This is a genomic window from Klebsiella sp. KPN54798, from assembly GCF_021184225.1.
Taxonomy (GTDB): Bacteria; Pseudomonadota; Gammaproteobacteria; order Enterobacterales; family Enterobacteriaceae; genus Klebsiella; species Klebsiella pneumoniae.
In genome coordinates, this window is sequence record NZ_CP089234.1 from 2,347,182 (window position 1) to 2,370,545 (window position 23,364).

Annotated in this window: 21 protein-coding genes and 2 pseudogenes; 9 read left to right on the forward strand and 14 right to left on the reverse strand. The window is 57.5% G+C overall.

Features of this window, described 5'->3' with window-relative positions; translation table 11 throughout:
- Positions 1–5: 5 nt before the first annotated feature.
- The 5 genes and pseudogenes from LPQ25_RS11225 (at position 6) to LPQ25_RS11245 (ending at position 6,039) form a co-directional block, all read left to right on the forward strand.
- Complete coding sequence (locus LPQ25_RS11225) at positions 6–452, forward strand: cytochrome c-type biogenesis protein (RefSeq protein ID WP_072158549.1); 447 nt, start codon at positions 6–8, stop codon at positions 450–452.
- Positions 449–1,291, forward strand: coding sequence for a c-type cytochrome biogenesis protein CcmI (gene ccmI / locus LPQ25_RS11230; RefSeq protein WP_014907448.1), 843 nt, complete (start codon positions 449–451; stop codon positions 1,289–1,291). Before LPQ25_RS11225 ends, ccmI begins: the two co-directional genes overlap by 4 nt.
- A 1,630-nt stretch (positions 1,292–2,921) precedes the next feature.
- A complete protein-coding gene (locus LPQ25_RS11235) occupies positions 2,922–4,034 on the forward strand; it encodes a ParA family protein (RefSeq protein WP_014907451.1) in 1,113 nt (370 codons plus the stop codon).
- Between the two features lie 3 nt (positions 4,035–4,037).
- Positions 4,038–4,934, forward strand: coding sequence for an SIR2 family protein (locus tag LPQ25_RS11240; protein ID WP_015874882.1), 897 nt, complete (start codon positions 4,038–4,040; stop codon positions 4,932–4,934).
- Between the two features lie 59 nt (positions 4,935–4,993).
- Positions 4,994–6,039: pseudogene (locus LPQ25_RS11245) on the forward strand (IS3 family transposase).
- Between the two features lie 474 nt (positions 6,040–6,513).
- On the opposite strand, the gene LPQ25_RS11250 reads toward LPQ25_RS11245, so the two are convergent.
- The 4 genes from LPQ25_RS11250 to budA all read right to left on the reverse strand — a co-directional run bounded on the left by LPQ25_RS11250 (position 6,514) and on the right by budA (position 11,105).
- Positions 6,514–7,563 (reverse strand): hypothetical protein, encoded by a 1,050-nt coding sequence (locus LPQ25_RS11250; protein ID WP_014907455.1) that lies wholly within the window; start codon positions 7,561–7,563, stop codon positions 6,514–6,516.
- 279 nt (positions 7,564–7,842) lie between these two features.
- A complete protein-coding gene (locus LPQ25_RS11255) occupies positions 7,843–8,613 on the reverse strand; it encodes a (S)-acetoin forming diacetyl reductase (protein WP_004151179.1) in 771 nt (256 codons plus the stop codon).
- Positions 8,614–8,636: 23 nt separating this feature from the next.
- Positions 8,637–10,316, reverse strand: a complete 1,680-nt coding sequence (gene alsS / locus LPQ25_RS11260; protein ID WP_004175750.1) for an acetolactate synthase AlsS — start codon at positions 10,314–10,316, stop codon at positions 8,637–8,639.
- Between the two features lie 9 nt (positions 10,317–10,325).
- Positions 10,326–11,105 (reverse strand): acetolactate decarboxylase, encoded by a 780-nt coding sequence (gene budA / locus LPQ25_RS11265; protein ID WP_002908205.1) that lies wholly within the window; start codon positions 11,103–11,105, stop codon positions 10,326–10,328.
- A gap of 106 nt (positions 11,106–11,211) precedes the next feature.
- On the opposite strand from budA, the gene LPQ25_RS11270 reads away from it, so the two are divergent.
- Positions 11,212–12,084, forward strand: coding sequence for a LysR family transcriptional regulator (locus tag LPQ25_RS11270; RefSeq protein WP_004145376.1), 873 nt, complete (start codon positions 11,212–11,214; stop codon positions 12,082–12,084).
- A 19-nt stretch (positions 12,085–12,103) separates the two neighbouring features.
- On the opposite strand, the gene LPQ25_RS11275 is transcribed toward LPQ25_RS11270, so the two are convergent.
- The 6 genes from LPQ25_RS11275 to LPQ25_RS11300 are packed head-to-tail and all read right to left on the reverse strand — an operon-like array spanning position 12,104 to position 17,828.
- Positions 12,104–12,874, reverse strand: coding sequence for a 3-hydroxybutyrate dehydrogenase (locus LPQ25_RS11275; protein ID WP_004189574.1), 771 nt, complete (start codon positions 12,872–12,874; stop codon positions 12,104–12,106).
- Positions 12,875–12,897: 23 nt separating this feature from the next.
- Positions 12,898–14,292 (reverse strand): GntP family permease, encoded by a 1,395-nt coding sequence (locus tag LPQ25_RS11280; protein ID WP_014907456.1) that lies wholly within the window; start codon positions 14,290–14,292, stop codon positions 12,898–12,900.
- Positions 14,293–14,336: 44 nt separating this feature from the next.
- Positions 14,337–15,260, reverse strand: coding sequence for a 3-hydroxyacyl-CoA dehydrogenase family protein (locus LPQ25_RS11285; RefSeq protein ID WP_004184318.1), 924 nt, complete (start codon positions 15,258–15,260; stop codon positions 14,337–14,339).
- Positions 15,261–15,271: 11 nt separating this feature from the next.
- Positions 15,272–16,453 carry an acetyl-CoA C-acetyltransferase gene (locus tag LPQ25_RS11290; protein ID WP_014907457.1) on the reverse strand — a complete coding sequence of 394 codons (1,182 nt, stop codon included), beginning with the start codon at positions 16,451–16,453 and terminating at the stop codon, positions 15,272–15,274.
- A 9-nt stretch (positions 16,454–16,462) separates the two neighbouring features.
- Positions 16,463–17,119, reverse strand: a complete 657-nt coding sequence (locus LPQ25_RS11295; protein ID WP_002908192.1) for a CoA transferase subunit B — start codon at positions 17,117–17,119, stop codon at positions 16,463–16,465.
- A 1-nt stretch (position 17,120) separates the two neighbouring features.
- A complete protein-coding gene (locus LPQ25_RS11300) occupies positions 17,121–17,828 on the reverse strand; it encodes a CoA transferase subunit A (protein ID WP_004175762.1) in 708 nt (235 codons plus the stop codon).
- A 140-nt stretch (positions 17,829–17,968) separates the two neighbouring features.
- On the opposite strand from LPQ25_RS11300, the gene LPQ25_RS11305 reads away from it, so the two are divergent.
- Positions 17,969–18,859 (forward strand): LysR family transcriptional regulator, encoded by an 891-nt coding sequence (locus tag LPQ25_RS11305; RefSeq protein ID WP_004189584.1) that lies wholly within the window; start codon positions 17,969–17,971, stop codon positions 18,857–18,859.
- 46 nt (positions 18,860–18,905) lie between these two features.
- Here the strand turns inward: LPQ25_RS11305 and LPQ25_RS11310 are convergent, their stop codons facing one another.
- Positions 18,906–19,046, reverse strand: a complete 141-nt coding sequence (locus LPQ25_RS11310; RefSeq protein ID WP_002908189.1) for a hypothetical protein — start codon at positions 19,044–19,046, stop codon at positions 18,906–18,908.
- 289 nt (positions 19,047–19,335) lie between these two features.
- On the opposite strand from LPQ25_RS11310, the gene LPQ25_RS11315 reads away from it, so the two are divergent.
- Positions 19,336–20,244, forward strand: a complete 909-nt coding sequence (locus tag LPQ25_RS11315) for a DUF535 family protein (RefSeq protein WP_015874879.1) — start codon at positions 19,336–19,338, stop codon at positions 20,242–20,244.
- Positions 20,245–20,409: 165 nt separating this feature from the next.
- Here LPQ25_RS11315 and LPQ25_RS11320 read toward each other — a convergent pair whose 3' ends face one another.
- Complete coding sequence (locus LPQ25_RS11320; protein ID WP_041168957.1) at positions 20,410–20,652, reverse strand: hypothetical protein; 243 nt, start codon at positions 20,650–20,652, stop codon at positions 20,410–20,412.
- Between LPQ25_RS11320 and LPQ25_RS11325 the strand changes: the two are divergent.
- Positions 20,558–21,024, forward strand: a pseudogene (locus LPQ25_RS11325) (chromate transporter); the annotation flags it as partial. The gene LPQ25_RS11320 and the pseudogene LPQ25_RS11325 sit on opposite strands and share 95 nt — an antisense overlap.
- A gap of 75 nt (positions 21,025–21,099) precedes the next feature.
- On the opposite strand, the gene LPQ25_RS11330 reads toward LPQ25_RS11325, so the two are convergent.
- Both LPQ25_RS11330 and LPQ25_RS11335 read right to left on the reverse strand, forming a co-directional pair.
- Positions 21,100–22,521: an FAD-binding oxidoreductase gene (locus tag LPQ25_RS11330; RefSeq protein WP_014907461.1), complete on the reverse strand. Its 1,422-nt coding sequence runs from the start codon at positions 22,519–22,521 to the stop codon at positions 21,100–21,102.
- A 26-nt stretch (positions 22,522–22,547) separates the two neighbouring features.
- Positions 22,548–23,363, reverse strand: coding sequence for an ABC transporter permease (locus tag LPQ25_RS11335; protein WP_004145364.1), 816 nt, complete (start codon positions 23,361–23,363; stop codon positions 22,548–22,550).
- Between the last annotated feature and the right edge of the window lies 1 nt (position 23,364).

Sequence of the window (23,364 nt, forward strand, 5' to 3'; positions counted from 1 at the left end):
GTGTAATAGTCATCCTGCTGGCCCTGATGCTGACCGGCCAGACGTGGGCCGCCATCGATACCTGGCAGTTTAAGGATGAGGCCCAGGAGCAGGCCTTCCGCGAGATCACCTCCCAACTGCGCTGCCCTAAATGCCAGAACAACAGCATCGCCGACTCAAACGCGATGATTGCCGCTGATATGCGGCAGAAGGTGTACGAGCTGATGCAGCAGGGTAAAACGAAAGGGCAGATCGTTGACTATATGGTGGCCCGCTACGGTCATTTTGTCAGCTATGAGCCGCCGCTGACCGCGGGCACGGTGCTGCTGTGGCTGGGACCGGGGTTGTTCGTGCTGGCGGGCGCGGGAGTAATTATCGCCCGCGCCCGCCGTCGCGACATTCCTGACGCGGCGCTCAGCGCCGAAGAGCGCCAGCGGCTGGCGGCATTATTGAAAGAAGGAAAAGAACGATGAGCCTGTTGGTGGTTATCGTCGCGCTGCTGCTGGCTGGCGCGCTGGGGCTGCTGTACTTCCCGTGGTCGGGCAAAGGGGCGGTAGACCGCGATGCTCTCAACCGCGCCCTGTACCAGTCGCGCCTGCAGGAGCTGGCGCAGGAGCGCGGCGAGGACAACCCGGCGCTGGTCGTCGAGCTTCAGAGCACGCTGCTGACCGATATCCCGCCGCAGCCGCTGCCTGGCGAACGGCCGCTAAACCGCTGGGCGTTGTTTCCGGGCGCGCTGCTGCTGGTGGTCCTGAGTCTGGGCCTGTATCTGAAAACCAGCGATATTGGTCAGGTGCTGCTCTGGCAGCAGGCTGAACGACATTATCCTGCACTGTTGCAGCAGGTTAAGGACCCGACGGCGGCGCCGCTGCGAATGGATGAGCTGGCGGAGCTGCGGCTTGGCCTGCGCAGCCACCTGCAGGATACGCCGAACGACCTCGCCGGCTGGCAGCTGCTTGGGCGGCTGGGCCTGTTGTTAAACGATGGCGAGACGGCGATCGGCGCCTTTGGCCGGGCGCATGCTCTGGCGGCGGACGACCCGGCGGCGGCTTTCGATTACGCCAGCGCGCTGGTGCGGGCGGGGGATAGCGGTCAGGTTCGGATGGGCGAGCTGCTGCTGCGTGACCTGCATCAGCGGCAGCCGAACAGCCTGCCGGTGCTGGAGATGCTGGCCCTGAGCGCGGTGCGTAATGAAGATTACCCCGAGGCCGTGGCGGCCCTGCAGGCGTTGCTGGCCCGGCTACCGAAAGGGGATGCGCGGCGCGAGGCGATCGTCCGCCAGCTGGCGCAGGCGCAGCAGCAGGCGCAATAACTGCCCGGCGGCGCTGCGCAGGCGCGGGCCAGGGGATATGAGCTGACGGGATGCCTTTGTTGGCCGGGTCAGGCGCAGCCGCCACCCGGCACAAAATCGGCTCCGTGCCCGCTGTCCTTGCCCGGCGGCGCTACGCTTGCGCGGGCCTACGAAGGGCGCGAATAGAGCGCCAAATCGCGGGTAGCCTTTGTAGGCCGGGTAAGGCGCCAGCCGCCACCCGGCAACATGTTGGGCTCGGAGCCTGATTTCTTGCCGGCGGTGGTGGAGACTATTATCGGTTTCCTGGTTCTCAGCCCGGGAAAGCGTTTCTCACGCGTGACTTCAGCGTACTCTGTGCTCCCGCTTCGTGGTGCTGCACCCGGTTCTCCGTGGCGCAGGGAGCGTCATGGAACGGCAACGACTGCCGTACGGTTCTCTCTCCCTCCGGAAGAAGGCCTGGGTGAGGGAAAGCACTGCCGGGAAGTCTTTTATGTTATCTGTGGCTTCAGCGTATTTTGCGCTCCCGATTAATCTTCTGCGTTATGCCTGGCATGGCGCAGGGAGCGCACAGGGGGCGGCCAGTCGCCGCCGCCCCCTGTACCCCTGGGATCCGGCCAGCAAAATCGCCACTTCGTGGTGCCTTCGACTTATCCCTGCTGGCTTCGGGTCGGGCCGAGTCAGCGTCCGTGCAAAACACGGCCCTCAGCCCGCATCCATGCGGGCTGCCCCGGCCTTCCGGGAACGTCTCAGCGATTTTGAGGCCGCCAGCACCGGCAGTTTCAGCAACAATGGTGAATAAATTAACGACAAGTCGCACGGACCGTAGGCCGGGTAAGTCGCAGCCGCCACCCGGCACAAAAGCGGCTCCGCACCCGCTGCCCTTGCCCGGCGGCGCTACGCTTGCGCGGGCCTGCGAAGGGCGCGAATTGAGCGCCAAATCACCGGGTCGGGTAAGGCGTAGCTGCCACCCGGCAAAAATACGGCACCAGAGCGTAGCCCGGATAAGGCGCCATACGCCGCCATCCGGGTTTTTCTCTGCTGGCGCTACGCTTAGCCGCTACCGTGTTAGGCTTCCAGGCGTAGCTGAACTCACTGAAGTACATCCTCCTTAGCGTCAGCAGCAAGCTGCCGCTAAGGCCGTGGAGCCCCCCTTCCGTCGCAAGCGCGGTAGAACTCGATCAACGAAGTTAAAATTAAGGCCTGGACCTCTTAAGCGCGGAACGCGAGTTAAAGCTAATCAGGGCACTGGGACCGGCAGAATTTATAACCCGAGAACCGGCTGCGCCGTGACCTCGGCGCCATTTGGCTGGACTGTCACATGGACATCATCTGGCGCTGCCATGCCGCTGACGCGGCTTTCAGAAGCTACTCGATGTTGTAAGTGTACGAATGCTATTGCAGAATTTCATGTCTGCTGTGTGCCAGAAGCGGAAAACCATGCTCGTTATGTGAGGAAAGTCAAAGCTACCGATTGGCAGCACTATCAAAGCGAAGAAAGCCCTCTGGCTTTACCAAGACCGGATTAATTGCGGCGCTCCTGAACTCTGAACTGATTTTTGGTACTCGCGCATGTTTTTGATTGTAACCTCATGACAGTTATGCAAAAATTGCTATTATGAATGTGAATTTATTTAATGTCTGGAGCTAAGCTATGGTTAGGAAAAGTAGAAGTAAAAATACAAATATAGAACTAACTCAACATGACCATTTATTAATAAGTCAAATAAAAAAGCTTAAAACACAAACCACTTGCTTTTTTAATAATAAAGGAGGGGTTGGGAAGACTACATTAGTAGCAAATTTAGGAGCAGAGCTATCAATAAACTTTAGTGCAAAAGTACTTATTGTGGATGCCGACCCTCAATGTAATCTCACGCAGTATGTATTAAGTGATGAAGAAACTCAGGAATTATATGGGCAAGAAAATCCAGATAGTATTTATACAGTAATAAGACCACTATCCTTTGGTAAAGGATATGAAAGTGACCTGCCTATAAGGCATGTAGAGAATTTCGGTTTTGACATAATTGTCGGTGACCCTAGACTCGCTTTACAGGAAGACCTTTTAGCTGGAGACTGGCGAGATGCCAAAGGCGGAGGGATGCGAGGAATTAGGACAACTTTTGTATTTGCAGAGTTAATTAAGAAAGCTCGTGAGCTAAATTATGATTTTGTTTTCTTTGACATGGGACCATCATTAGGCGCAATCAACAGGGCAGTATTACTGGCAATGGAATTTTTTGTCGTCCCAATGTCAATCGATGTATTTTCACTATGGGCTATTAAAAATATTGGCTCCACGGTTTCAATATGGAAAAAAGAATTAGACACAGGGATTCGGCTCTCAGAGGAACCTAGCGAATTATCACAATTATCACCTCAAGGAAAACTAAAGTTTCTCGGTTACGTCACCCAACAACATAAAGAACGCTCTGGATACGATACAATTCAGCTTGAGAATACTGAAGAAGAAATAAAATCGAAGCGTCGGGTAAAGGCGTATGAAGACATTGGAGAGGTGTTTCCTTCTAAAATTACTGAACATCTTTCTAAACTTTATGCATCAAAAGATATGAACCCACACCTTGGAGATATACGTCATTTAGGTAGTTTAGCTCCGAAATCACAATCACAACACGTTCCGATGATATCAGTGTCTGGTACAGGAAATTACACCAGACTTAGAAAAAGCGCGCGTGAACTTTATCGAGATATTGCAAGAAGATACTTAGAGAACATTCAGACTGCTAATGGCGAGAAATAGTTTATGACTATATATAATGAGGATTTAATAAACGATCTTGCACAGCAAAAAGTAGTTTTATTTTTAGGGGCAGGGGTGTCTTCAAGCGTTAACCTTGATGCCGATAATAGATTTAAAGGTTGGCCAACATTTTTAGAAGATGCATCTAAAGATAGAGAGCCATCTTTAAAGAAACAAATCAAAAAATTACTGTCCTCCAAAGATTATCTTCTTGCATGTGAATTATTACAAGCAGATTATGGAGAGTCGTGGGAACGTAAAATAACAGAAGAGTATGGTCGCGCAGCTCAACCCTCAAGTCTTCATAGGGCCTTGATATCACTAGGCCAAAGAATAATACTTACCACTAACTTTGATAAGCTAATAGAAAGTGCATGGACTTCTTCATTAGCAGATGGTGATCGCCATTTTAAAGTTATTTCTAAAGTAGACAATGATATTTTTAAAGTTTTAAAAGAGCATGATACTTCTTATATAATAAAAATACACGGTTCAATAGATGATGTAAGCAATATTGTATTCTCTCGTTCGCAATACATTAGACTTGCTTTTGGTAACGAGAATTACTCACTATTCCTTGATTCATTATTACTAAACTACACATTCCTTTTTGTAGGTTTTTCAATGGATGATCCTGCAATCACCTCATTAATGGAATTATACGCTTATCGCTATCCTAGATCACGGCCACATTATATTATTACCAGCAGTAACATACCTCAAAACATAAGAGAGATACATAGGAGATTAAGAAAATTAATCGTAATACCTTACAACGCAAGAAATAACCATGCAGAATTACCAGAATTGATAGAAGAGATGGCGGAAAAAGTAGAGATAAAAATGCGAACTAATATAGCCTCAATGTTGGCAAAAACAACAGCATCCGAAAACACTTGAATCAAACCAGTGTTACTTAACCCCAACTCCTGCAGGAAAGCCCTAATTCACGGGCGGGTATGCCTATTGTCAAGGATGTCTGCCGCGAGGCCGGGATCTCTGAGGCCTCGTATAACAACTGGAGAGAGAAGTTTGGCGGTATGGAAGCCTGTGATATCAAAAAGATGAAAGACTTTGAGGATGAAAACCGCCGGCTGAAACAGATGTTTGCGGAGCTGAGTCTCGAGTGCCGTGCACTGAAAGACATTATTGAAAAAAAGCTTTAAAACTAGCGATAAAGCGTGAACTGGTCAGCTATCTGACCGCGCAGTTTGCCATGAGCTTACGTCAGGCCTGCAGGACATTGTCGCTGAGCAGGACGGTATTTCTTTATTAGCCGGATACACGACGTGATGAGCCGGTGATTATGGCACTGAACGTGGCGGCTGAGCGCTATCCGTGATACGGATTTAAAAAGCTTTTTCAGGTGCTGCGCAGGCAGGGCAATAGCTGGAACCATAAAAGAGTTCACCGCATTTACTGCCTGCTGAAACTGAATTTTCGTCGTAAGGGAAAACAGCGCCTGCCGGTACGTAAGCCGGCTCCGCTGGCGACGCCAGAGGCGATGAACCAGAGCTGGTCCATCGATTTTATGCACGATGCGCTGGTATGCGGCAGACGCTTCTGGACCTTCAACGTGGTGGATGATTTTAACCGCGAAGCACTGGCGATCGAAATTGACCTGAATATCCCGGCTCAGCGGGTGATCAGGGTGCTGGACAGGATCGTGGCAAACCGGGGTTATCCGCTGAAATTGCGGATGGATGACGGGCCTGAACTGGTCTCGCTGACGCTGGCGCAGTGGGCTGAAGAGCATGGTGTGATACTGGAATTTATCAAACCAGGGAAACCAACGCAGAATGCCTTTATTGAACGTTTTAACCGGACGTACCGGACAGAAATACTGGATTTTTATCTGTTCAGGACCCTGAATGAAGCACGGGAAATCACGGAGAGCTCGCTGGCTGAATATTACAGCGAACGGCCCCATGAATCCCTGAATAACCTGACACCGGAAGAGTACCGGCTGATGGCCGAAAAGCCGAAACTCTCAAAAAGTGCGTAGAACTATAACGGGTCTGCTTACACTGGCAAGTCATCACTAATATATCACATACTAAAAAAACTAAGAGATTATAATAATATCGTATTGATATCTGCACATAGGCTAATTTGGTTTGACACATCGGTTATTGATATGTCGAACTCGGAGTTTGCTTCTACTTTAGAATATCTTCAAAAAAACGTAAGATACTCAAACACTTCTCGTTGGAGAGTCGAGGATGCAAGACAAAGCAAGCTTCCTGTCATTAGATTAAAAAAGGCAATTAATAGAAGGAATAGAGATGTTGCCGATAAAGTATACGCAAGAGATATAAATGGAGCGCTCAAGGTTAGCGTGTCACCTAAACAAGTAATTAATTCAGTTTTAATATCATCAAGGATGCCTATCACAATAGAACACGATGATGAAGATAATATTATAGCAGCCCATCGACTGCGGGCCTGGAGCCGCCATTGCTAGTATCATTAGATTAACTTATAATTTATCTTCAGCCTCTTGGATCAGCTTTAAAAGTAGTTTCATATCTAGACCAATATGTCCGTATGTAAAGCTTGTCTCGACGATATTTTTTGTAGATTTACGCAGATCAGAATGTACATGATCAGGGCCGTAAGGTATTTTGTGATGATCGGCTGAATCGACCCTAGACAACTGTTTTCCTTCAGGGGTTATTATTATATGGGCATAATTCGACGGAGATTGGTGTCTGATTACTACGGTGATCCCTGACTGTCTTCGGGCGGTTACAGTTTCCCCTACGACTTTCATGATAGTGCATTTGAAATTTACTTTAAGTATTTCGCAGGTCTGCTCAAGCATTTCCTCAGTAGTCAGTGGACGCATATTTGAGAACATAACTATTCCACCCAAATGATTCGAGAGATAGTTGAGAAGAATTGATTGCTTCTGAGATTCCTCTTCATGTGTCAAACACAACTGCATACCAATCATCATCCCTGACTTTCCCCAAACAGTACTGGTCGCCATGCGATCGGCTTTTTCACCGCAAACCAAGCACTTTCCATCGGAGGATAGCCATATAGCTTGATCTACAGCAGTATTCTTAAACCGCCCTCCTAGTAGACCATCGAATAATCTCGAGTCAGCTTTCCTTTTTTCGCACCACGACTTATAACGTTGTACATACCCCGTATCATCAATGAGCTTTGAGAAGCTGGCATCATCTACTGGAGTAAGTTTGATTCCGTGTTGTACGAGATAAACACCAATATGGCCAAACCAGAAAAGGTCTTTTGATTTCATAAAATAAATTCTGGCTGCTGGAAAGCGGACAGTTGGTGCATACAATGCATTTACATGAAAAGTACCTGCGCTGATATAAACATGTACATTCGTTGCTCCTTGCATCATCCAAAGCAATATTTCTTTGCTCGAAACTTCGATTGCCAAAACTGGCTTTTCTTTTGTCAGTATATTGCCACCGAAGCATTGAATAACATTATCTGTTGCAGCTCCACTTAATTTAAGCTGGATGCAGTCAGTAATTACATCATAAAGTCTCAAAGTGTCATCCTTTATTATTCAAAATGATACCGCAGCAGAGGCTGCGCCTAAGTTTACCGGTCTTTGATGCATCAATACCACCTTGCTACCAGAAAGTTTTTACACCGCAAGGGAGGCATGTCCGCTTCCCGCTCAAAGCAGACCTTCAGCCCGGTCAAATTGCCCGCGTCGTGCCAGAGACCTCCAAATATCGTTGCTGTGTTTTGCACGAAGCTCACACCCAAACCAAAAAAAGCCCCTGCGCGAAAGCAGGGGCAAGCCATGTCAGAGCTTTTTTTATTAGTTAAATACCATCCCGCCGTCGATCAGCAATGACTGACCGGTCATGTAATCAGAATCCGGGCTGGCAAGATAGGAGACGCAGGCGGCGACATCTTCCGGCTCGGACAGACGACCGAGAGTGATGCGTTTGGCGAACTCGGCGGTACCGTAGCCCAGCGGTTTACCGGCGGCTTCGGACACCTGGCGGTCAATTTCGGCCCACATTGGCGTTTTGACAATCCCCGGGCAGTAGCCGTTGACCGTGATGCCCAGCGGCGCGAGGTCGCGAGCGGCGGTCTGGGTTAAGCCGCGTACCGCGAATTTACTCGAGCTATATACCGCCAGCTCCGGGTTGCCGACGTGGCCGGCCTGGGAACAGGCGTTGATGATTTTCCCGCCGTGACCCTCTTTCTTAAAGGCCTCGACCGCTGCCTGGATGCCCCAGATCACCCCTTTGACGTTGATGTTGTAGACTTTGTCGACAATCTCCGGGGTAATGGACTCGATCGGCGTGGACGGCGCTACGCCGGCGTTATTGACGATGACGTCGAAGCCGCCCAGCGTTTTGCGCGCCTGTTCGACGGCGGCAAATACCTGGTCGCGGTCGGAGACATCCACTTTCACCGCCATGGCGCGGCCGCCGGCCTGGTTGATTTCGGAGGCGACCGCTTTGGCGGTGGCGTCGTTATAATCGGCAATGGCCACGGCAAATCCATCCTTCACCAGACGAAGGGCGATAGCTTTACCAATCCCCTGGCCGGCGCCGGTAACAAGTGCGACTTTTTTCATTTTCCTTTCCTTATTGTGATGACTTACAGAATCTGACTCAGATGCAGCTGGCCCATCAGCAGCGGGTTATCGCGATAATCTACCGGGATGGCCACTACCGCCGGGCCGTCGACGTCCATCGCCGCGCGCAGGGTTGGCTCCAGCGCCTCGGCGCTTTCCACGGCAAACCCTTTCGCGCCGAAGGATTCGGCATAGGCTTTAAAATCCATCGGCCCGAACTCGACGCCGGACAGGCGCTGGTATTTTTTCTCTTCCTGGATAGCCACCATGTTGTAGCCGTTATCGACCCAGATCAGGTGCAGTACGTTGGCTTTCAGACGGACGGCGGTCTCCAGCTCCATGCTCGACTGCAGGAAGCCGCCGTCGCCGGAGACGGAGACCACTTTGCGCTCAGGATTGACCAGCCAGGCGCCGATGGCCCAGGGCAGGGCGACGCCCATGGTCTGCTGGCCGTTGGAGATCATCACCTGACGGGCGCGGAAGCTGTACAGGTAGCGGGCAATCCAGATATGGAAGCTGCCCATGTCCACGGTCAACGTGACGTCGCTGTTGACGATATCCTGCATGGCGCGAACGATGCGCAGGGGATGCAGGGCAAACTGGTTGAGCTGCGCGCCGCGGCGGTCCAGCAGCTCGCGCTGGTGCTGGCGGTCGCGGAGGATCTCCGCCGCCTGCGGGGAGAGCACCAGCCGATGATCGATATTTTGCGCCAGCTTGTTGAGAGTGCCGGCGATATCGCCCACCAGCTCGACATCCGGGGTGTAGTTGCGCTCTTCATAGGCGGGCAGCACGTCGATGTGCACCAGCGTTGCGTTGCCGCTGTTCCACATCGCCGGTTCGTATTCCACCGGGCTGTAGCCGATGCAGATCACCAGGTCGGCGAGCTGCAGCAGACGGTCCCCGGCCTGGTTGTTAAACAGCCCAACCCGGCCGGCGAAGCGAGAGAAGTTATCCTGATTCACCGCTCCGGCGGCCTGATAGGTGCTGGTGACTGGAATATGGCTGGTCTCCAGCAAACGGCGCAGCGCCTTGCTGTTTTCCGGCTGGCTGGCCATCAGGCCGAGCAGGAAGATCGGGTTCTTCGCCTGGGCGATAAGCTTCGCCACCTGGTCGATGGCATCATCCGGCGCGGCGCCCATCTGCGGGGCCCCGCTGGCCGGCAGCACTTTGCCGCTGACCGGGCCATCGACCACATCCTGCGGCAGGCTAACGAACGCGCTGCCCGGCCGGCCCTGCTCGGCGGCGCGGAAGGCGTTGGAGACCACTTCCGCCAGCGCATCCGGCGCCGTCACCTCGACGGCGTATTTGGTGACCGGGCTGAACATCGCCACCGTATCCATACTCTGATGGACCTGTTTGGCTTTATCGGCGCGTTTTACCGCGCCGCCCAGGGCCACCACCGGGTCGCCTTCGCTGTTCGCGGTGGCCATGCCGGTGATCAGGTTAGAACAACCCGGACCGGAGGTGACCAGCGCCACGCCCGCTTTGCCGGTAATACGTCCGACGGCGGCGGCCATAAATGCGGCGTTGGCTTCGTGGCGTACCGGAATAATGCGAATGGAGGAATCCAGCAGTGAATCGAAGACCTTGTCGATTTTGGCGCCGGGGATGCCGAACACCTGGCGTACCCCCTGAGCTTCCAGCTGACTGACGACGAGATCGGCGCCGTGCGCCCACTGGCGTACCGGATACTGTTTGTCCATGTGACCCCCTTAACTTTCTACGGAACGGATGGCGGCATCGAGATTATCGGGATGCAGATTAGCCTGCAGGAACGCGCTGTCGGCGGGCAGGTCGATCATCAGCTTGTGAATTTCGCCGAAGGTCAGCACCCCATGGTCGAGCTGGTAATCCAGCAGGTGACCGCCGCCTTTGCGGTCATCGGTAATAAAATGCTCGTGATACCCGGCGACGTTGATCCCCTGCATATGCTGCGGGGTCCGGAAGCCGACCAGCACCCCTTCGCGCTGGTTAAAGCGGAACACCGGCTGATCGTCGAGGACGTCGGTCATCGCCCGGTACGGCGGCGTCTGGCGCGGCACGGTGCGGGTATGGGCATGGCGGAAATGGCCGTCGATGCGCAGGGCGCAGAACAGGTTGTCAGAGGGGATTTGCTGGTCGATCACCTCGTGCAGTTGCTGGCGGCTCACCGGATGGTCAAAGGTTTTCCGGTACTGCGGCTGGAACCAGGTCATCACCGCGAACGGCGTTTTCTGCTCCGGCTGGGCTTTGCGCGCGCTGCCGTCGGCGCGCAGCTGATAGACCTGACTGCTGAAGGCGATCAGCTCCCCGTCCAGCTCATTAAAGGTGCCGAGGCCGAAATCGCCGTGTTTCAGCAGGTCCGCGATGGTGGTGCTGCCTTCGTAAACCCCGCTCAGCAGGGCGCTCATGAGCGATGTCTGATAGAGCACGCTCTCGGGATGCTGCGCGGAAAACGCCCGCAGGGTTTCGCATAGACTCTCTTCGCAGGTGCATTCAGCAGAATGATTCATATACCACTTCCTCGTTCAACAAATATAAGAAAGGTTAAATAAATGTTGACCCGATTCAGCTCACAGTTCCAATATAGAAACCATGCTGGTTTGAGACGTTTTCGATATGGAACTTCGTTATCTTCGCTATTTTGTCGCCGTCGCCAGGACGCGGCACTTCACCCAGGCCGCCAAGGAGCTGGGTATTTCACAGCCTCCGTTAAGTCAGCAAATTCAGCGGCTTGAGCGCGAAGTGGGGACCCCGCTGTTCCGGCGTTTAACCCGCGGGGTGGAGCTGACGGAAGCGGGAGAGTCTTTCTATGAGGATGCCCGCCAGATCCTCGCCATGAGCGATGCGGCGCTGGAGAAGGCCAAGGGCATTGCGCGCGGGATGAACGGCAGCCTGTCGCTAGGCATTACCAGTTCTGATGCTTTCCATCCGCAAATCTTCACGCTGCTGCACCGTTTTCAGCTCGACCACCCCGGGGTGACCCTGCACCAGATGGAAGACAATATGGCCAATCTGATGACCGCCCTGAGCGAGGCCGAGCTGGATATCGCCTTCGTCCGCCTGCCGTGCGAGAGCAGTAAAGCCTTTAATCTGCGGATTATCGATGAGGAGCCGATGGTTATCGCGCTGCCGCGCGATAACCCGCTGGCGACGCAGCCGACCCTTGCCCTGGAGCAGCTGCGCGACGTGGCGCCGATCCTCTTCCCGCGGGAGGTGGCCCCCGGGCTGTATGAGCTGGTGTATAACAGTTGCCTGCGCGCCGGGATCGATATGGAGCGCGCCTGGCAGTCGTCGCAAATTTCATCGTCGCTGAGCATGGTCAATGCAGGCTTCGGCTTCGCGCTGGTTCCGCAGTCGATGACCTGCATCCAGCAGCCGAACGTCAGCTATCACCCGCTTAGCGGGGCGCCGCTGAAGACCGATATCGCCATCGCCTGGCGGCGCTTCGAGCGCTCGCGTACGGTGAAACGCTTTCTGGCGATGTTCTGATCTTCGCGGCGCCAGCGGCTTACTGCGCCACCCAGCCGCCATCCATGTTCCATGCGGCGCCGCGCACCTGGGCGGCGGCGTCGCTGCACAGAAACAGTGCCATTTCGCCCAGCTGCTGCGGGGTGACAAACTCCCCGGAGGGCTGCTTTTCCGCCAGCAGCTGGGCGCTGGCCTGCTCCGGGTCGACCCCCTCGGCGATGCGTTTGTCGATCTGCTGCTGCACCAGCGGGGTTAGCACCCAGCCAGGGCAGATGGCGTTGCAGGTGATGCCGCTACGCGCGGTTTCCAGGGCCACGGTTTTGGTCAGCCCGACCACCGCGTGCTTGGCGGCGACGTAGGCCGATTTCTCTTTCGACGCCACCAGGCCATGCACTGAGGCAATGTTGATGATGCGCCCCCAGTTGCGCTGGCGCATACCCGGCAGCGCCAGGCGGGTGGTGTGGAAGACGCTGGAGAGATTGATGGCGAGAATATCGTTCCATTTGTCCACCGGGAACTGCTCCACCGGGGCCACGTGCTGGATGCCGGCGTTATTGATCACGATATCGACGCCGCCGAAGGTGCTTTCGGCATAGTGCATCATCGCCTCGATCTGCCCGACGTCGCGCAGGTCGGCGTCGTGATAGCCGGGGATCTTGCCCAGCGCGGCAACTTCAGCCCGGGCGTGGCTGCTGTCGCCGAAGCCATTGAGCACCAGCTGGGCGCCTGCCTGCGCCAGCACTTTGGCGATCCCTAAACCGATGCCGCTGGTGGAGCCGGTGACCAGCGCCGTTTTACCGTGTAAGTTCATTTTATTACTCCTTCAATCTGGTATCAGACAATGCCGGTCACATAGAACGTGGCAATGACAAACAGTACCGCGAGGCTTTTGATCACCGTGATGGCGAAAATGCCGCCGTAGGCCTGGCGATGGCTCAGGCCGGTGATCGCCAGCAGGGTGATCACCGCCCCGTTGTGCGGCAGGGTGTCCATGCCGCCGCTGGCCATGGCGGCGACACGGTGCAGGACCTCGAGCGGAATATTGGCGGCGTGGGCGGCGGCGACAAAGGTCTCGGACATCGCCGCCAGGGCGATGCTCATCCCCCCGGAGGCCGAGCCGGTGATCCCGGCCAGCACCGTGACGCTGATCGCCTCGTTTAACAGCGGATTGGGAATGGCCGCGAGGGCTTTTGACAGCACAAGGAAACCCGGCAGGGCGGCGATAACCGCGCCGAAGCCATACTCAGAGGCGGTGTTCATCGCCGCGAGAATAGCCCCGCCCACCGCCGTCCGACTTCCCTCCGCCAGCCGGCCGCGGATATTGCGATAGCCGCAAACCAGCACCAGCACAATGCCGGAGAGCAGCGCCGCCTGCACCGCCCAGATGGCGGTGATTTTCCCCACTTCGGTGACGACAGGCTTCGCCAGACCCGGCAGGGTGAGCTCATGGCTGGCGCCGTACCACTGCGGGATCCAGTGGGTGAACAGCAGATTCAGCACCCCCACTAACAGCAACGGGGCGATAGCGATTAGCGGATGCGGCAGATCGATGTCATCCGGGGTCTCCGGCTCATTTTGCAGGTCGGTCCCATAGCCTTCGCCGCGGGCCTGCGCTTTGCGGCGCTGACGCTCCAGCCACAGCAAACCGAAGATGATAATGAACAGCGAGCCGATAAGCCCCAGCCAGGGGGCCGCCCAGGCGTTGGTGCCGAAGAAGCTGGTGGGAATAATATTCTGGATCTGCGGCGTGCCGGGCAGGGCGTCCATGGTAAACGAGAATGCCCCGAGGGCGACGGTGGCGGGGATCAGCCGTTTGGGGATCCCGCTCTGGCGAAACAGTTCGGCGGCGAAAGGGTAGACGGCAAAGGCCACCACAAACAGCGACACCCCGCCGTAGGTCAGCAGGGCGCACACCAGCACGATCACCGGGATCGCGTGGCGGCGCCCAAGGATGCGGATGGCGGCGGCGACAATCGAACGTGAGAATCCCGACAGCTCAATCAGCTTGCCGAATACCGCGCCCAGCAGAAACACCGGGAAATAGAGCTTCACAAAGCCGACCATTTTTTCCATAAACAGGCCGGTAAAGGCCGGGCCGACCGCGCCCGGGTCGGTGAGCAGCACCGCGCCGAGGGCGGCGATCGGCGCAAAGAGGATCACGCTGTATCCACGGTAGGCTGCCAGCATCAGTAACGCCAGCGCGGCCAGGGCTATTATCACACTCATCACGACGTCTCACTCTCATTGTTATTGTAGGGGTACAGAACGCGATACTAGGGTTTCAGGGCGAAGCGCAGCTGGTGTTCCCGGCGCGACTGGATGCGCTGGTGCCGGGCCTCGTCCCAGCGGTAAAAGCCTTGCCCGCTGCGGGCGCCGGTGTCGCCTCGCGCCACTTTCTCCGCCACCAGCGACATCATCTCCGTGCCGCTGGCCAGCTCCGGCAGCAGGTGCTGGCAGATATCCTGGACCGTCGCCAGGCCGGTCATGTCCGCAGCCTCCAGCGGGCCGACCATCGCATAGCGGCGGCCCAGCGAGGCGCGCATCACCTGGTCCACCACCTCCGGGGAAGCGATGCCGCTGTGGACGATATGCAGTGCTTCGCGCAGCAGGGCGAACTGCAGCCGGTTGCCGACAAAGCCCGGCGCGGCGCGGTTGAGCACCACTGCCTCCAGCGCGCAGGCGGCGCAAAAGTCGCTCACCTGGCGTGCCAGATGAGGCAGCGTGGCGCTCCCGGGCACCACTTCCACCAGCGGGATCAGGTGCGGCGGATGCCAGAAATGGGCGATCAGCAACCGTTCAGGGTGGCGCATGCCCTGCGCCAGCCGATCCGGCGGCAGGCCGCTGGTGTTGCTGGCGATAATCGTCTCGTCGGCGATCAGCGTTTCCAGCTCGGCGTACAGGGCGTGCTTCAGCGCCAGCCGCTCGGGGATCGCTTCAATCAGCAGCGTGGCATCGGCCAGGGCATTCAGCGTCGGGGTGGGGGTCAGACGGGCCAGCACCGCGTCGCGGTCGGCGGGATCCTGTTGACCGCTGGCCTCCAGCTCGCACAGGATGGCGCTGGCCACTGCCGGAACCTCGGCGAGACGCTGCGGATCGGTGTCATACAGGCGGACGGCGTGACCGTGGCGGGCGAAATGGCAGGCGATACCGACGCCCATCAGTCCCGCGCCGAGTACCGCCAGGCGTGGTGTAAACATAGTGGCTCCTGTTAACGTTGAAGGGTCATGGCGATGCCCTGGCCGCCGCCGACGCACAGGGTGGCCAGCCCTTTGCTGGCGCCCCGGCGCTGCATCTCATGCACCAGGCTGACGAGGATCCGGCAGCCGGAGGCGCCGATGGGATGGCCCAGGGCGATGGCGCCGCCGTTGACGTTGACCTTCTCGCTGTCCCATTCAAGCAGCTGGCCGACGGCCAGCGCCTGGACGGCAAAAGCCTCGTTGGCTTCGATAAGGTCCACCTCGTCCAGCGTCCAGCCGGCGCGCTGCAGCGCCTGGCGGCAGGCGCTCACCGGGCCGATGCCCATCACCGACGGGTCGACCCCGGCGACCGCTGAGCTGACAATGCGCGCCAGCACCGGCAGCCCAAGCTCGCGCGCTTTATCGACACGCATCAGCAGGACCGCCGCTGCGCCGTCGTTCAGCGACGAAGCATTCCCGGCGGTGACGCTGCCGTCAGCCGGGCGAAACGCCGGGCGCAGCTGGGCCAACTGCTGCTCGCTGGTCTCCGGGCGGGGTTGCTCATCGTCAGTCACGACTCGCGGCGGCTTTTTGCCCTGCGGGACGCTGACCGGAACGAGCTCCTCGCGAAAGCGCCCGGCGGCGATAGCGGCCGCTGCTTTGCGCTGGGAGCTGGCGGCGAAGGCGTCCTGGCGCTCGCGGCTGATGTCGAAGGCGTCGGCGAGGTTCTCGGCGGTAATGCCCATGTGGTAGTCGTTAAAGGCGTCCCACAGGCCGTCCTGGATCATGCTGTCCTGCAGGCTGGCGTGGCCGAAACGCAGGCCGTCGCGGGCGCCATGCATCAGATAGGGAGCATTGCTCATGCTCTCCTGGCCGCCGGCGATAACGATCCCGGCGTCGCCGCAGCGGATCGCCTGCACCGCCTGCTGAACCGCTTTCAGCCCGGAGCCGCACACCAGATTGACGGTGACCGCCGGAGTGTCGACCGGCAGGCCGGCCCGCAGCGCGGTCTGGCGCGCCGGGTTCTGCCCGCAGCCGGCGGTGAGCACCTGGCCGAAAATTAGTTCGTCGACCGCTGCGGCGGGCAGCTGGCAGCGTTCAAGCAGGCCGCGCACCACCGCCGCGCCGAGGTCGACGGCGGAAAGAGGGGCGAAGGCGCCGCGAAAGCTGCCTATCGGGGTGCGTACGGCAGCAACAATGGCAATATCGGTCATGATCTCTCCTTAACTGAAGCGCATTTCGCGCACGTCGTCGGCGACGATCAGCCGTCCCGCCGTTTTACGTATCACCTCGTCGGGGCTGACCCCCGGGGCCACTTCGCGCAGGACAAACGCGCCGTCGACAATCTCCAGCAGGGCCAGATCGGTGAGTACCCGGCGAATACAGCCCACGCCGGTGAGCGGCAGGGTGCACTGCGGCAGCAGTTTGGATTCGCCGTTTTTTGAGGCGTGGGTCATCACCACGATGATGTTCTGCGCGCCGGCCACCAGGTCCATGGCGCCGCCCATCCCCTTGACCATTTTTCCAGGGATCATCCATGAGGCGATGTTGCCCGCGACGTCGACCTCAAAGGCGCCAAGAACGGTCAGGTCGACGTGGCCGCCGCGGATCATGGCGAACGACTGGGCGGAATCGAAGATCGCCGCCCCGGTTTGCGCGGTGACGGTTTGTTTACCGGCGTTAATCATGTCGGCGTCGATGGTTTCCTCATCGGGAAATTCGCCCATCCCCAGCAGGCCGTTCTCCGACTGGAGCATCACTTCAATGCCGGCGGGAATGTAGTTGGCCACCAGCGTCGGGATACCGATCCCGAGGTTGACGTAGTCGCCGTCGCGCAGCTCCTGGGCGACGCGCATCGCCATTTGTTCACGGGTCAGCATCTCAGTGCCCTCCGGCGCGCAGGGTGCGCTGTTCAATACGTTTTTCGAATTGCCCGACGATCAGCCGGTCGACATAGATCCCCGGAGTATGGATGGCGGAGGGGGGCAGTTCGCCCGGCGGCACAATCTCTTCCACCTCCACCACCGTAATGCGCCCGGCGGTGGCCATCAGCGGGTTGAAATTCTGCGCGGTGTGGCGATAGACCACGTTGCCGTACCAGTCGGCTTTCCAGCCTTTGACCAGCGCGAAATCGCCGCGGATCGCCTCTTCAAGGATGTAGTGTCGGCCGTCGAACTGGCGCACCTCTTTGCCTTCGGCGACCGGGGTGCCATACCCGGTGGCGGTGTAAAAGCCGGGGATGCCGGCGCCGCCGGCGCGGATTTTTTCCGCCAGCGTTCCCTGCGGGGTGAGTTCTACCGCCAGCTCGCCGCTCAGCACCAGCTGTTCAAACAGCGCGTTTTCCCCGACGTAAGAGGCCACCACCTTGCTGACCTGGCGCGACTCCAGCAGCATGCCGAGACCGAAACCGTCGACCCCGCAGTTGTTGGAGACCACCGTCAGCCCCTGCACCTGGCGACGCTGCACCTCGGCGATCAAGTTCTCGGGAATGCCGCACAGGCCGAAGCCGCCGGCGAGCAGCGTCATGCCGTCCGTTAACCCTTCCAGCGCCGCTTCGTAACTGGCGACGCGTTTATCCAGTCCTGCCATCTTGTCTCTCCTGCCTTGCGATAGCCTTATCATTGGCGCAGGCGACTGATTTGATAATTTTGAATTTGTGACCCACTCATTTGGAATTTTAATTAATTTCCTGTTAACTAATTTTTTTCAATTAGTTAACAGGAAGAAAAATGAGAATGAGTGTCAAACAGTTACGCGCGTTTTTAGCGGTAGCTCACACTCTGAATTTCGCCCACGCCAGCGAAAGGCTGAATCTGTCGCAGCCAGCTCTCAGCCTGACCATCAAAGGGTTGGAGGAGGCGCTGGGCGGCGCGCTGCTGCAGCGCAGCACCCGCAAAGTGACCCTCACCCAGGAGGGGGAACTCTTTCTGCCGATGGCCCGTCAGCTGCTGGCCGACTGGGATAACGTCGAGGAGGCCATGCGTCAGAGCTTTACCCTGCAGCGGGGTAAAATTTCGGTCGCCGCGATGCCGTCGTTTGCCGCCAACGTTCTGCCGGAGGCGCTGAAAGCCTTCCGCGACCGCTATGCCGGGGTGAACGTTACGGTGCATGACGTGATTAATGAGCAGGTGATCGAGATGGTGCGCGAGGGGCGGGTGGAGATGGGCATCGCTTTCGAGCCATCGCCCAACCACAACCTGCTGTTTACCCCGCTGGCGGTGGACCGCTTCGTGGCGATCGTTCCCCAACAATCCCCACTGGCGAAGAAAAAGCAGCTCACCTGGCAGGAGCTGTTGACCCTCGACTTTATTACCCTGCAGCGCCCCTCGGCGGTACGCCTGATGCTGGAGGAGGCGCTGGCGCGCAGCGGACGTCAGCTGGACGTGGCGCTGGAGAGTCATCAGCTGGTAACGGTGGGGAGAATGGTGGCCAGCGGCCTGGGGGGCAGCGCGGTGCCGGCGCTGTGTAAAACGCAGATGGCATCGTTGGGCGCCGTCTGCATCCCGCTCAGCGATCCGCCGATTGAGAAGTGCGTCGGCGCGATCCATGCCGGACATCTGCCGCTGTCGAAGGCGGCGCAGGCGCTGCTGGATACGCTGAAAGGGTTTTTACCCACCTGAAGGTGTGGGCGTCAAAAAAAAACCGGCCTGCTGGCCGGTTTGACAATCAGATTTTGCAGGCGTCGCCGCAGTCGTCGTCGGCAACGATCGCCTGGGCTTTTTTGTCCGCTTCTTCCAGACGCTCCGCGTTGCGCTCTTCCGCTTCATCCAGGCCGCTGAAGACCAGGTTGTCGAGATCAATTTCCATAAGTTACCTATCGTTGCTGGTTTTGAATCAGGGTCAAGTATAGGGCATAACCGCCAGCGGATGTAGCCGCGCTTCGCGCCGAAGGCACAGAGCGTTAAGTCGCTGAGCGGAGGGCGTTACCTACCATAAATAATCGTTGACAGAATAAGTTTAGCGACAAATAACGTCGCCAGGATAATTTCCTGCCTAAATATTAAATGAAAGGACAACGAAGGAGTAATTAAGCGTTGACGAAACGCTTTTATGTTAATATGGCCGCGATTATGGATGAATCTATGGATCTTAATCAATGGAACATACTGTTGCAGGCGCCATCAAAGAATGGCGTAAACATAATAAAGTGATCGGTCAGGTCAAAATAAGCTATAAAAAAATTTTACGAAAATGCAGAGAGCTCTCGCTCGCAGGAGGTAAATACAGAGAATATCAAGGACTTTGTGCGAAATATCAGTGCGCGCGGTTGACCGCGGTGACCAAAGGACTGGTGCCTTTTGAGGATAAACCGTTTAAAGCGTATCTCAATAAACGGCTGTCAAAACGACGCAAACTGGATATTGCCCATGGTTCACTGAATTTCATCGAGAAAACGTTTCACCCTGATATCCTGCCGCAGCTCTACAATGTCGCGGATTTTGGCCGCGAGATGTTTTCTATTCCCTTGAAAAATGGCGATAAGCTTGACGTTAAGCTGCTGGCCTCGCCGTTTCAGGAGGAAGGGGAGCTGATGCTGCAGCTGTTTCTTGGCGACCGGCGCGTCTATAGCGTCTGTTTTTCCTGCACCGACGATGGCCGCGCTTATATCGGCGGCATCCAGGGCGGGAAAGATATCACCAATGACGAAGTGAAGGTGCTGACTAAAGAGCTGCATGGCGCGCGGCCGAAAAATATCATCATGAGCGTGCTGTATGGTTTGCTGCGATATTTCAACATCTCCACGGTCTACGCCATCGATTCTGATTACCACGTGAAAAGCGATCTGGTGAAAGCCAGTTATTCATCGCTGTGGCTGGAAATGGGCGGTGAGAAACAGGCTCGCGGCTGGTATAAACTGCCGGCGCAAGAGATCAAAAAGAGTATTGAAGAGGTGAAAAGTAAGCACCGGAGCCAGTTTATTAAGCGCGAAGGTCTTAAAGAGCTGATTCAGATTAATATGGCGAATGCCCTGCAGCAAATTACCTTGCCTGCGCGGGTGAATTAACGCCACTCACACGTCAGGCGGGCAGCAGGGGGCTGCTGCCCGTCTGACGATATCCTTTCTTCACTGGCGCGTTTCCAGCCAGATTTCATCCTATCCCAGGGCTTTTGTGGCCGGTCGAAAATGGCGAGGCCGCGCGTCCGGCAAGCAGTGCCAGTAATACATTCCTCAGGTTTCGGCATGGGTACCGGCTTTGACGATCTGTAGCGCGCTGGGGCTCGCCACGCTGCCGCTGGCGCTGTCCACCAATGCAATAGGCGGCGCGCTATGCAGCACGTGCTGGTGGCCCCATTCCATCAGGGCGAACAGCACCAGCGCCGGGATACTGCTGTGGCTGGTGCCGATGGCCGCCCTGGCGCTAATGCTGGGCTGGGCGCATCCGCTGACCCAGATGAGCGGGTTCTTTACCAAAGCCGCGCTGATGACTTTCGGCGGGGCGTATGCCGTCCTGCCTTACGTTTACCAGGGGGCGGTGACCCACTATGGCTGGCTGACCGCAGGGCAGATGATGGACGGCCTCGCCCTGGGGGAATCGACCCCCGGACCGTTGATCATGGTGGTGACCTTTGTCGGGTTTGTCGGCGATTACACCAAAGCGGTATTGGGCGTCGATGATGTGCTGCTGGGGGGCATCGCGGCGGCGTGCCTGGTGACATAGTTTACCTTTTGCCCTCGTTTATCTTTATTCACGCCGGCGGGTCGTTTATTGAAACCACCCATAATAAAGTGGGATTTACCGCGCCGTTGGCCGCCGCCGCGGTGGGCTTTATCGTCCATATGGCGGGACTGTCCGGCGCAGGATGAGGTTGGGCGGCAACGGGCCAGCGACCCGTTAGCGCCCAACCGGACCGGGGACCATCAGGTCGTGGGGCTTTCGCGGGTGGCCCGCGTCAGCGGGTTGCTGTCGAGTTCCAGCTGGTCGCGCAGCGCCCAGCCGCGCAGCTTGCCGGGGTTAAGCAATCCCGCCGGGTCGAGAGACTGTTTCACTGCCACGACGTCGGGACGAATCACGCCCTGTTTGCCGTCCTCAACCTGCAGCACGTGGGGGTTGTTAATTTTGACGTCGTTGTCGCGAAATATCTGCATGATGGCGTTAAGACGTTCGGGCGTGGTATAGCGCACCAGCTGCAGACCGCTGGCGGTGAGATTGCCCTCGATATCGCGCAGGAATTCAATATGGGACATTACCTCCCCGGCGAAGTGCTGCTCCATCTGTAAAATTTGCTGCGGATAGCGCAGCGGATCAAACGCCGTCTGCAGATAGGTCAGCGTATTGTCCACCTTGAGCGCATGCAGGGTGGTGTGGTTCCAGCAGTATTCCATTAACGAGCCGTTGCGCGTCCGGGCCTCGTCGCTGGCCTGCCGGATGGCGTTGCTCCCGCGATGGCGCGGTAACAGGCTGGCGCAGAGTCCTTCGCTCTCCTCGGCGATCAGGCTGATAACCGCATGTTGCCCGGCATGGTAACGATCGTTGAGGTGGCTAAAATAGTCAGCGATCGGCGTGGCCAGCAGCGCCACCTGGCGCTTCACCAGCCCCGGCGAGCGGACGCAGGCGTTGGCATAGTTCAGCGCATCGGCGAAATCGTCAAACACGTCCAGGCGTTCAATCCACTGGTGCACGGGCGCCAGCGCCAGCTCAACCTCCAGGATAATGCCGTTGTTGCCGTAGGCGTGATGCAGGAGCAGCGCTTCGGGAGCCGGGACGGTCAGCACGCGGGGGGCCGGCTCGACGGTCATCACTTTGACGCTGAGCACATTGCCGGGCGCCGCCAGCGGCCCATAGTTGATGGAGCCGATACCGCCGAACCCGCCGCCGTAGAGACCGCCCAGGCTCGCCAGTCGATAGGTCGATGGCATACAGCGCAGCTCCCAGCCCGTCGGGCGGGCGGCGGTTTCGATGTCCGCCAGGCGAATGCCGGCCTGGGCCCTCACTGTGCCGTTGCCGAGGGCGACGATCTGGTTGAGCCCGGTCATATCCACCAGCAGCCCGCCTTCGAGGGGGACCAGCTGTCCGTAGTTGCCGGTGGCGCTGCCGCGCAGGGTCAGCGGCAGCTGGTGCTGCGCGCAGGCGCAGACCAGCTGCCGCAGCTCCTCTTCATCGCGCGGGCGAACCACCGCGTCCGCCTGTTTCCCCGCCAGTTGCTCGGTGAGTAGCGGACTGAACCAGTGAAAATCGCGGGAGAGCCGTTTGATCTTCGCCGGCTGTAAGGTCCACTCCAGCGCCGGGAGTGCCTGCTGGATCGCCGCGACCGCGTGTTGACGCTGTTCATCAGTCATCATTCTTTTTCCTGTTCGTCAGCAGAACATTAATGAGATTGCACGGCTTCGCTTTCATGCCAGGCGCTGAGCGCCCGGCGCGAGACCCAGGACATCACGCCAAACAGCGCGATACCGGCGAGAGAGATCAGCAGCAGCGCGGCAAACATCAGCGGGATATCCAGCTGGTAGCCGGCCTGCAGGATCTGATAGGCCAGCCCGGTATTGGTCCCGCCGGTCCCGGCGACAAACTCCGCCACCACCGCGCCAATCAGCGACAGCCCACTGGAAATACGCAGCGCGCCGAAGAAATAGGGCAGCGCCGAGGGGATACGCAGCCGCACCAGCGTTTGCCAGCGGCTGGCGTGATTGAGGCGAAAATAGCTCAGCAGGCCGGGGGAGACGCTGCGCAGTCCCTGAGTGGTATTGGAGATGATGGGAAACACCGCCATCAGGGTGGCGCACACCACCAGCGAGAGCGTGGCATCCTTCACCCAGATGATGATCAGCGGGGCGATGGCGACGATCGGCGTCACCTGCAAAAACACGATGTAGGGAAACAGGGCGGTTTCCACAAAGCGGTTCTGCACCAGGATAAACGCCACCGCGGCGCCGATGACAATCGACAGCAGAAACGAGATCAGGGTGATCTTGAGGGTGAACAGCAGCGCCAGCAGCAGCGGCGTGAGATGCGTCCACAGGCTTTCCAGCATCACCAGCGGCGACGGCACCAGAAAGGCCGGGATACGGAAATAGCTCACCGCGCCCTGCCACAGGAGCACCATCGCCACCGCGACGAGGGTCGGATAGAGAATTTTGAGAAAACGCGGATGCTGGATCCACGGCGTTGCGGTTGTGGTTTTCATA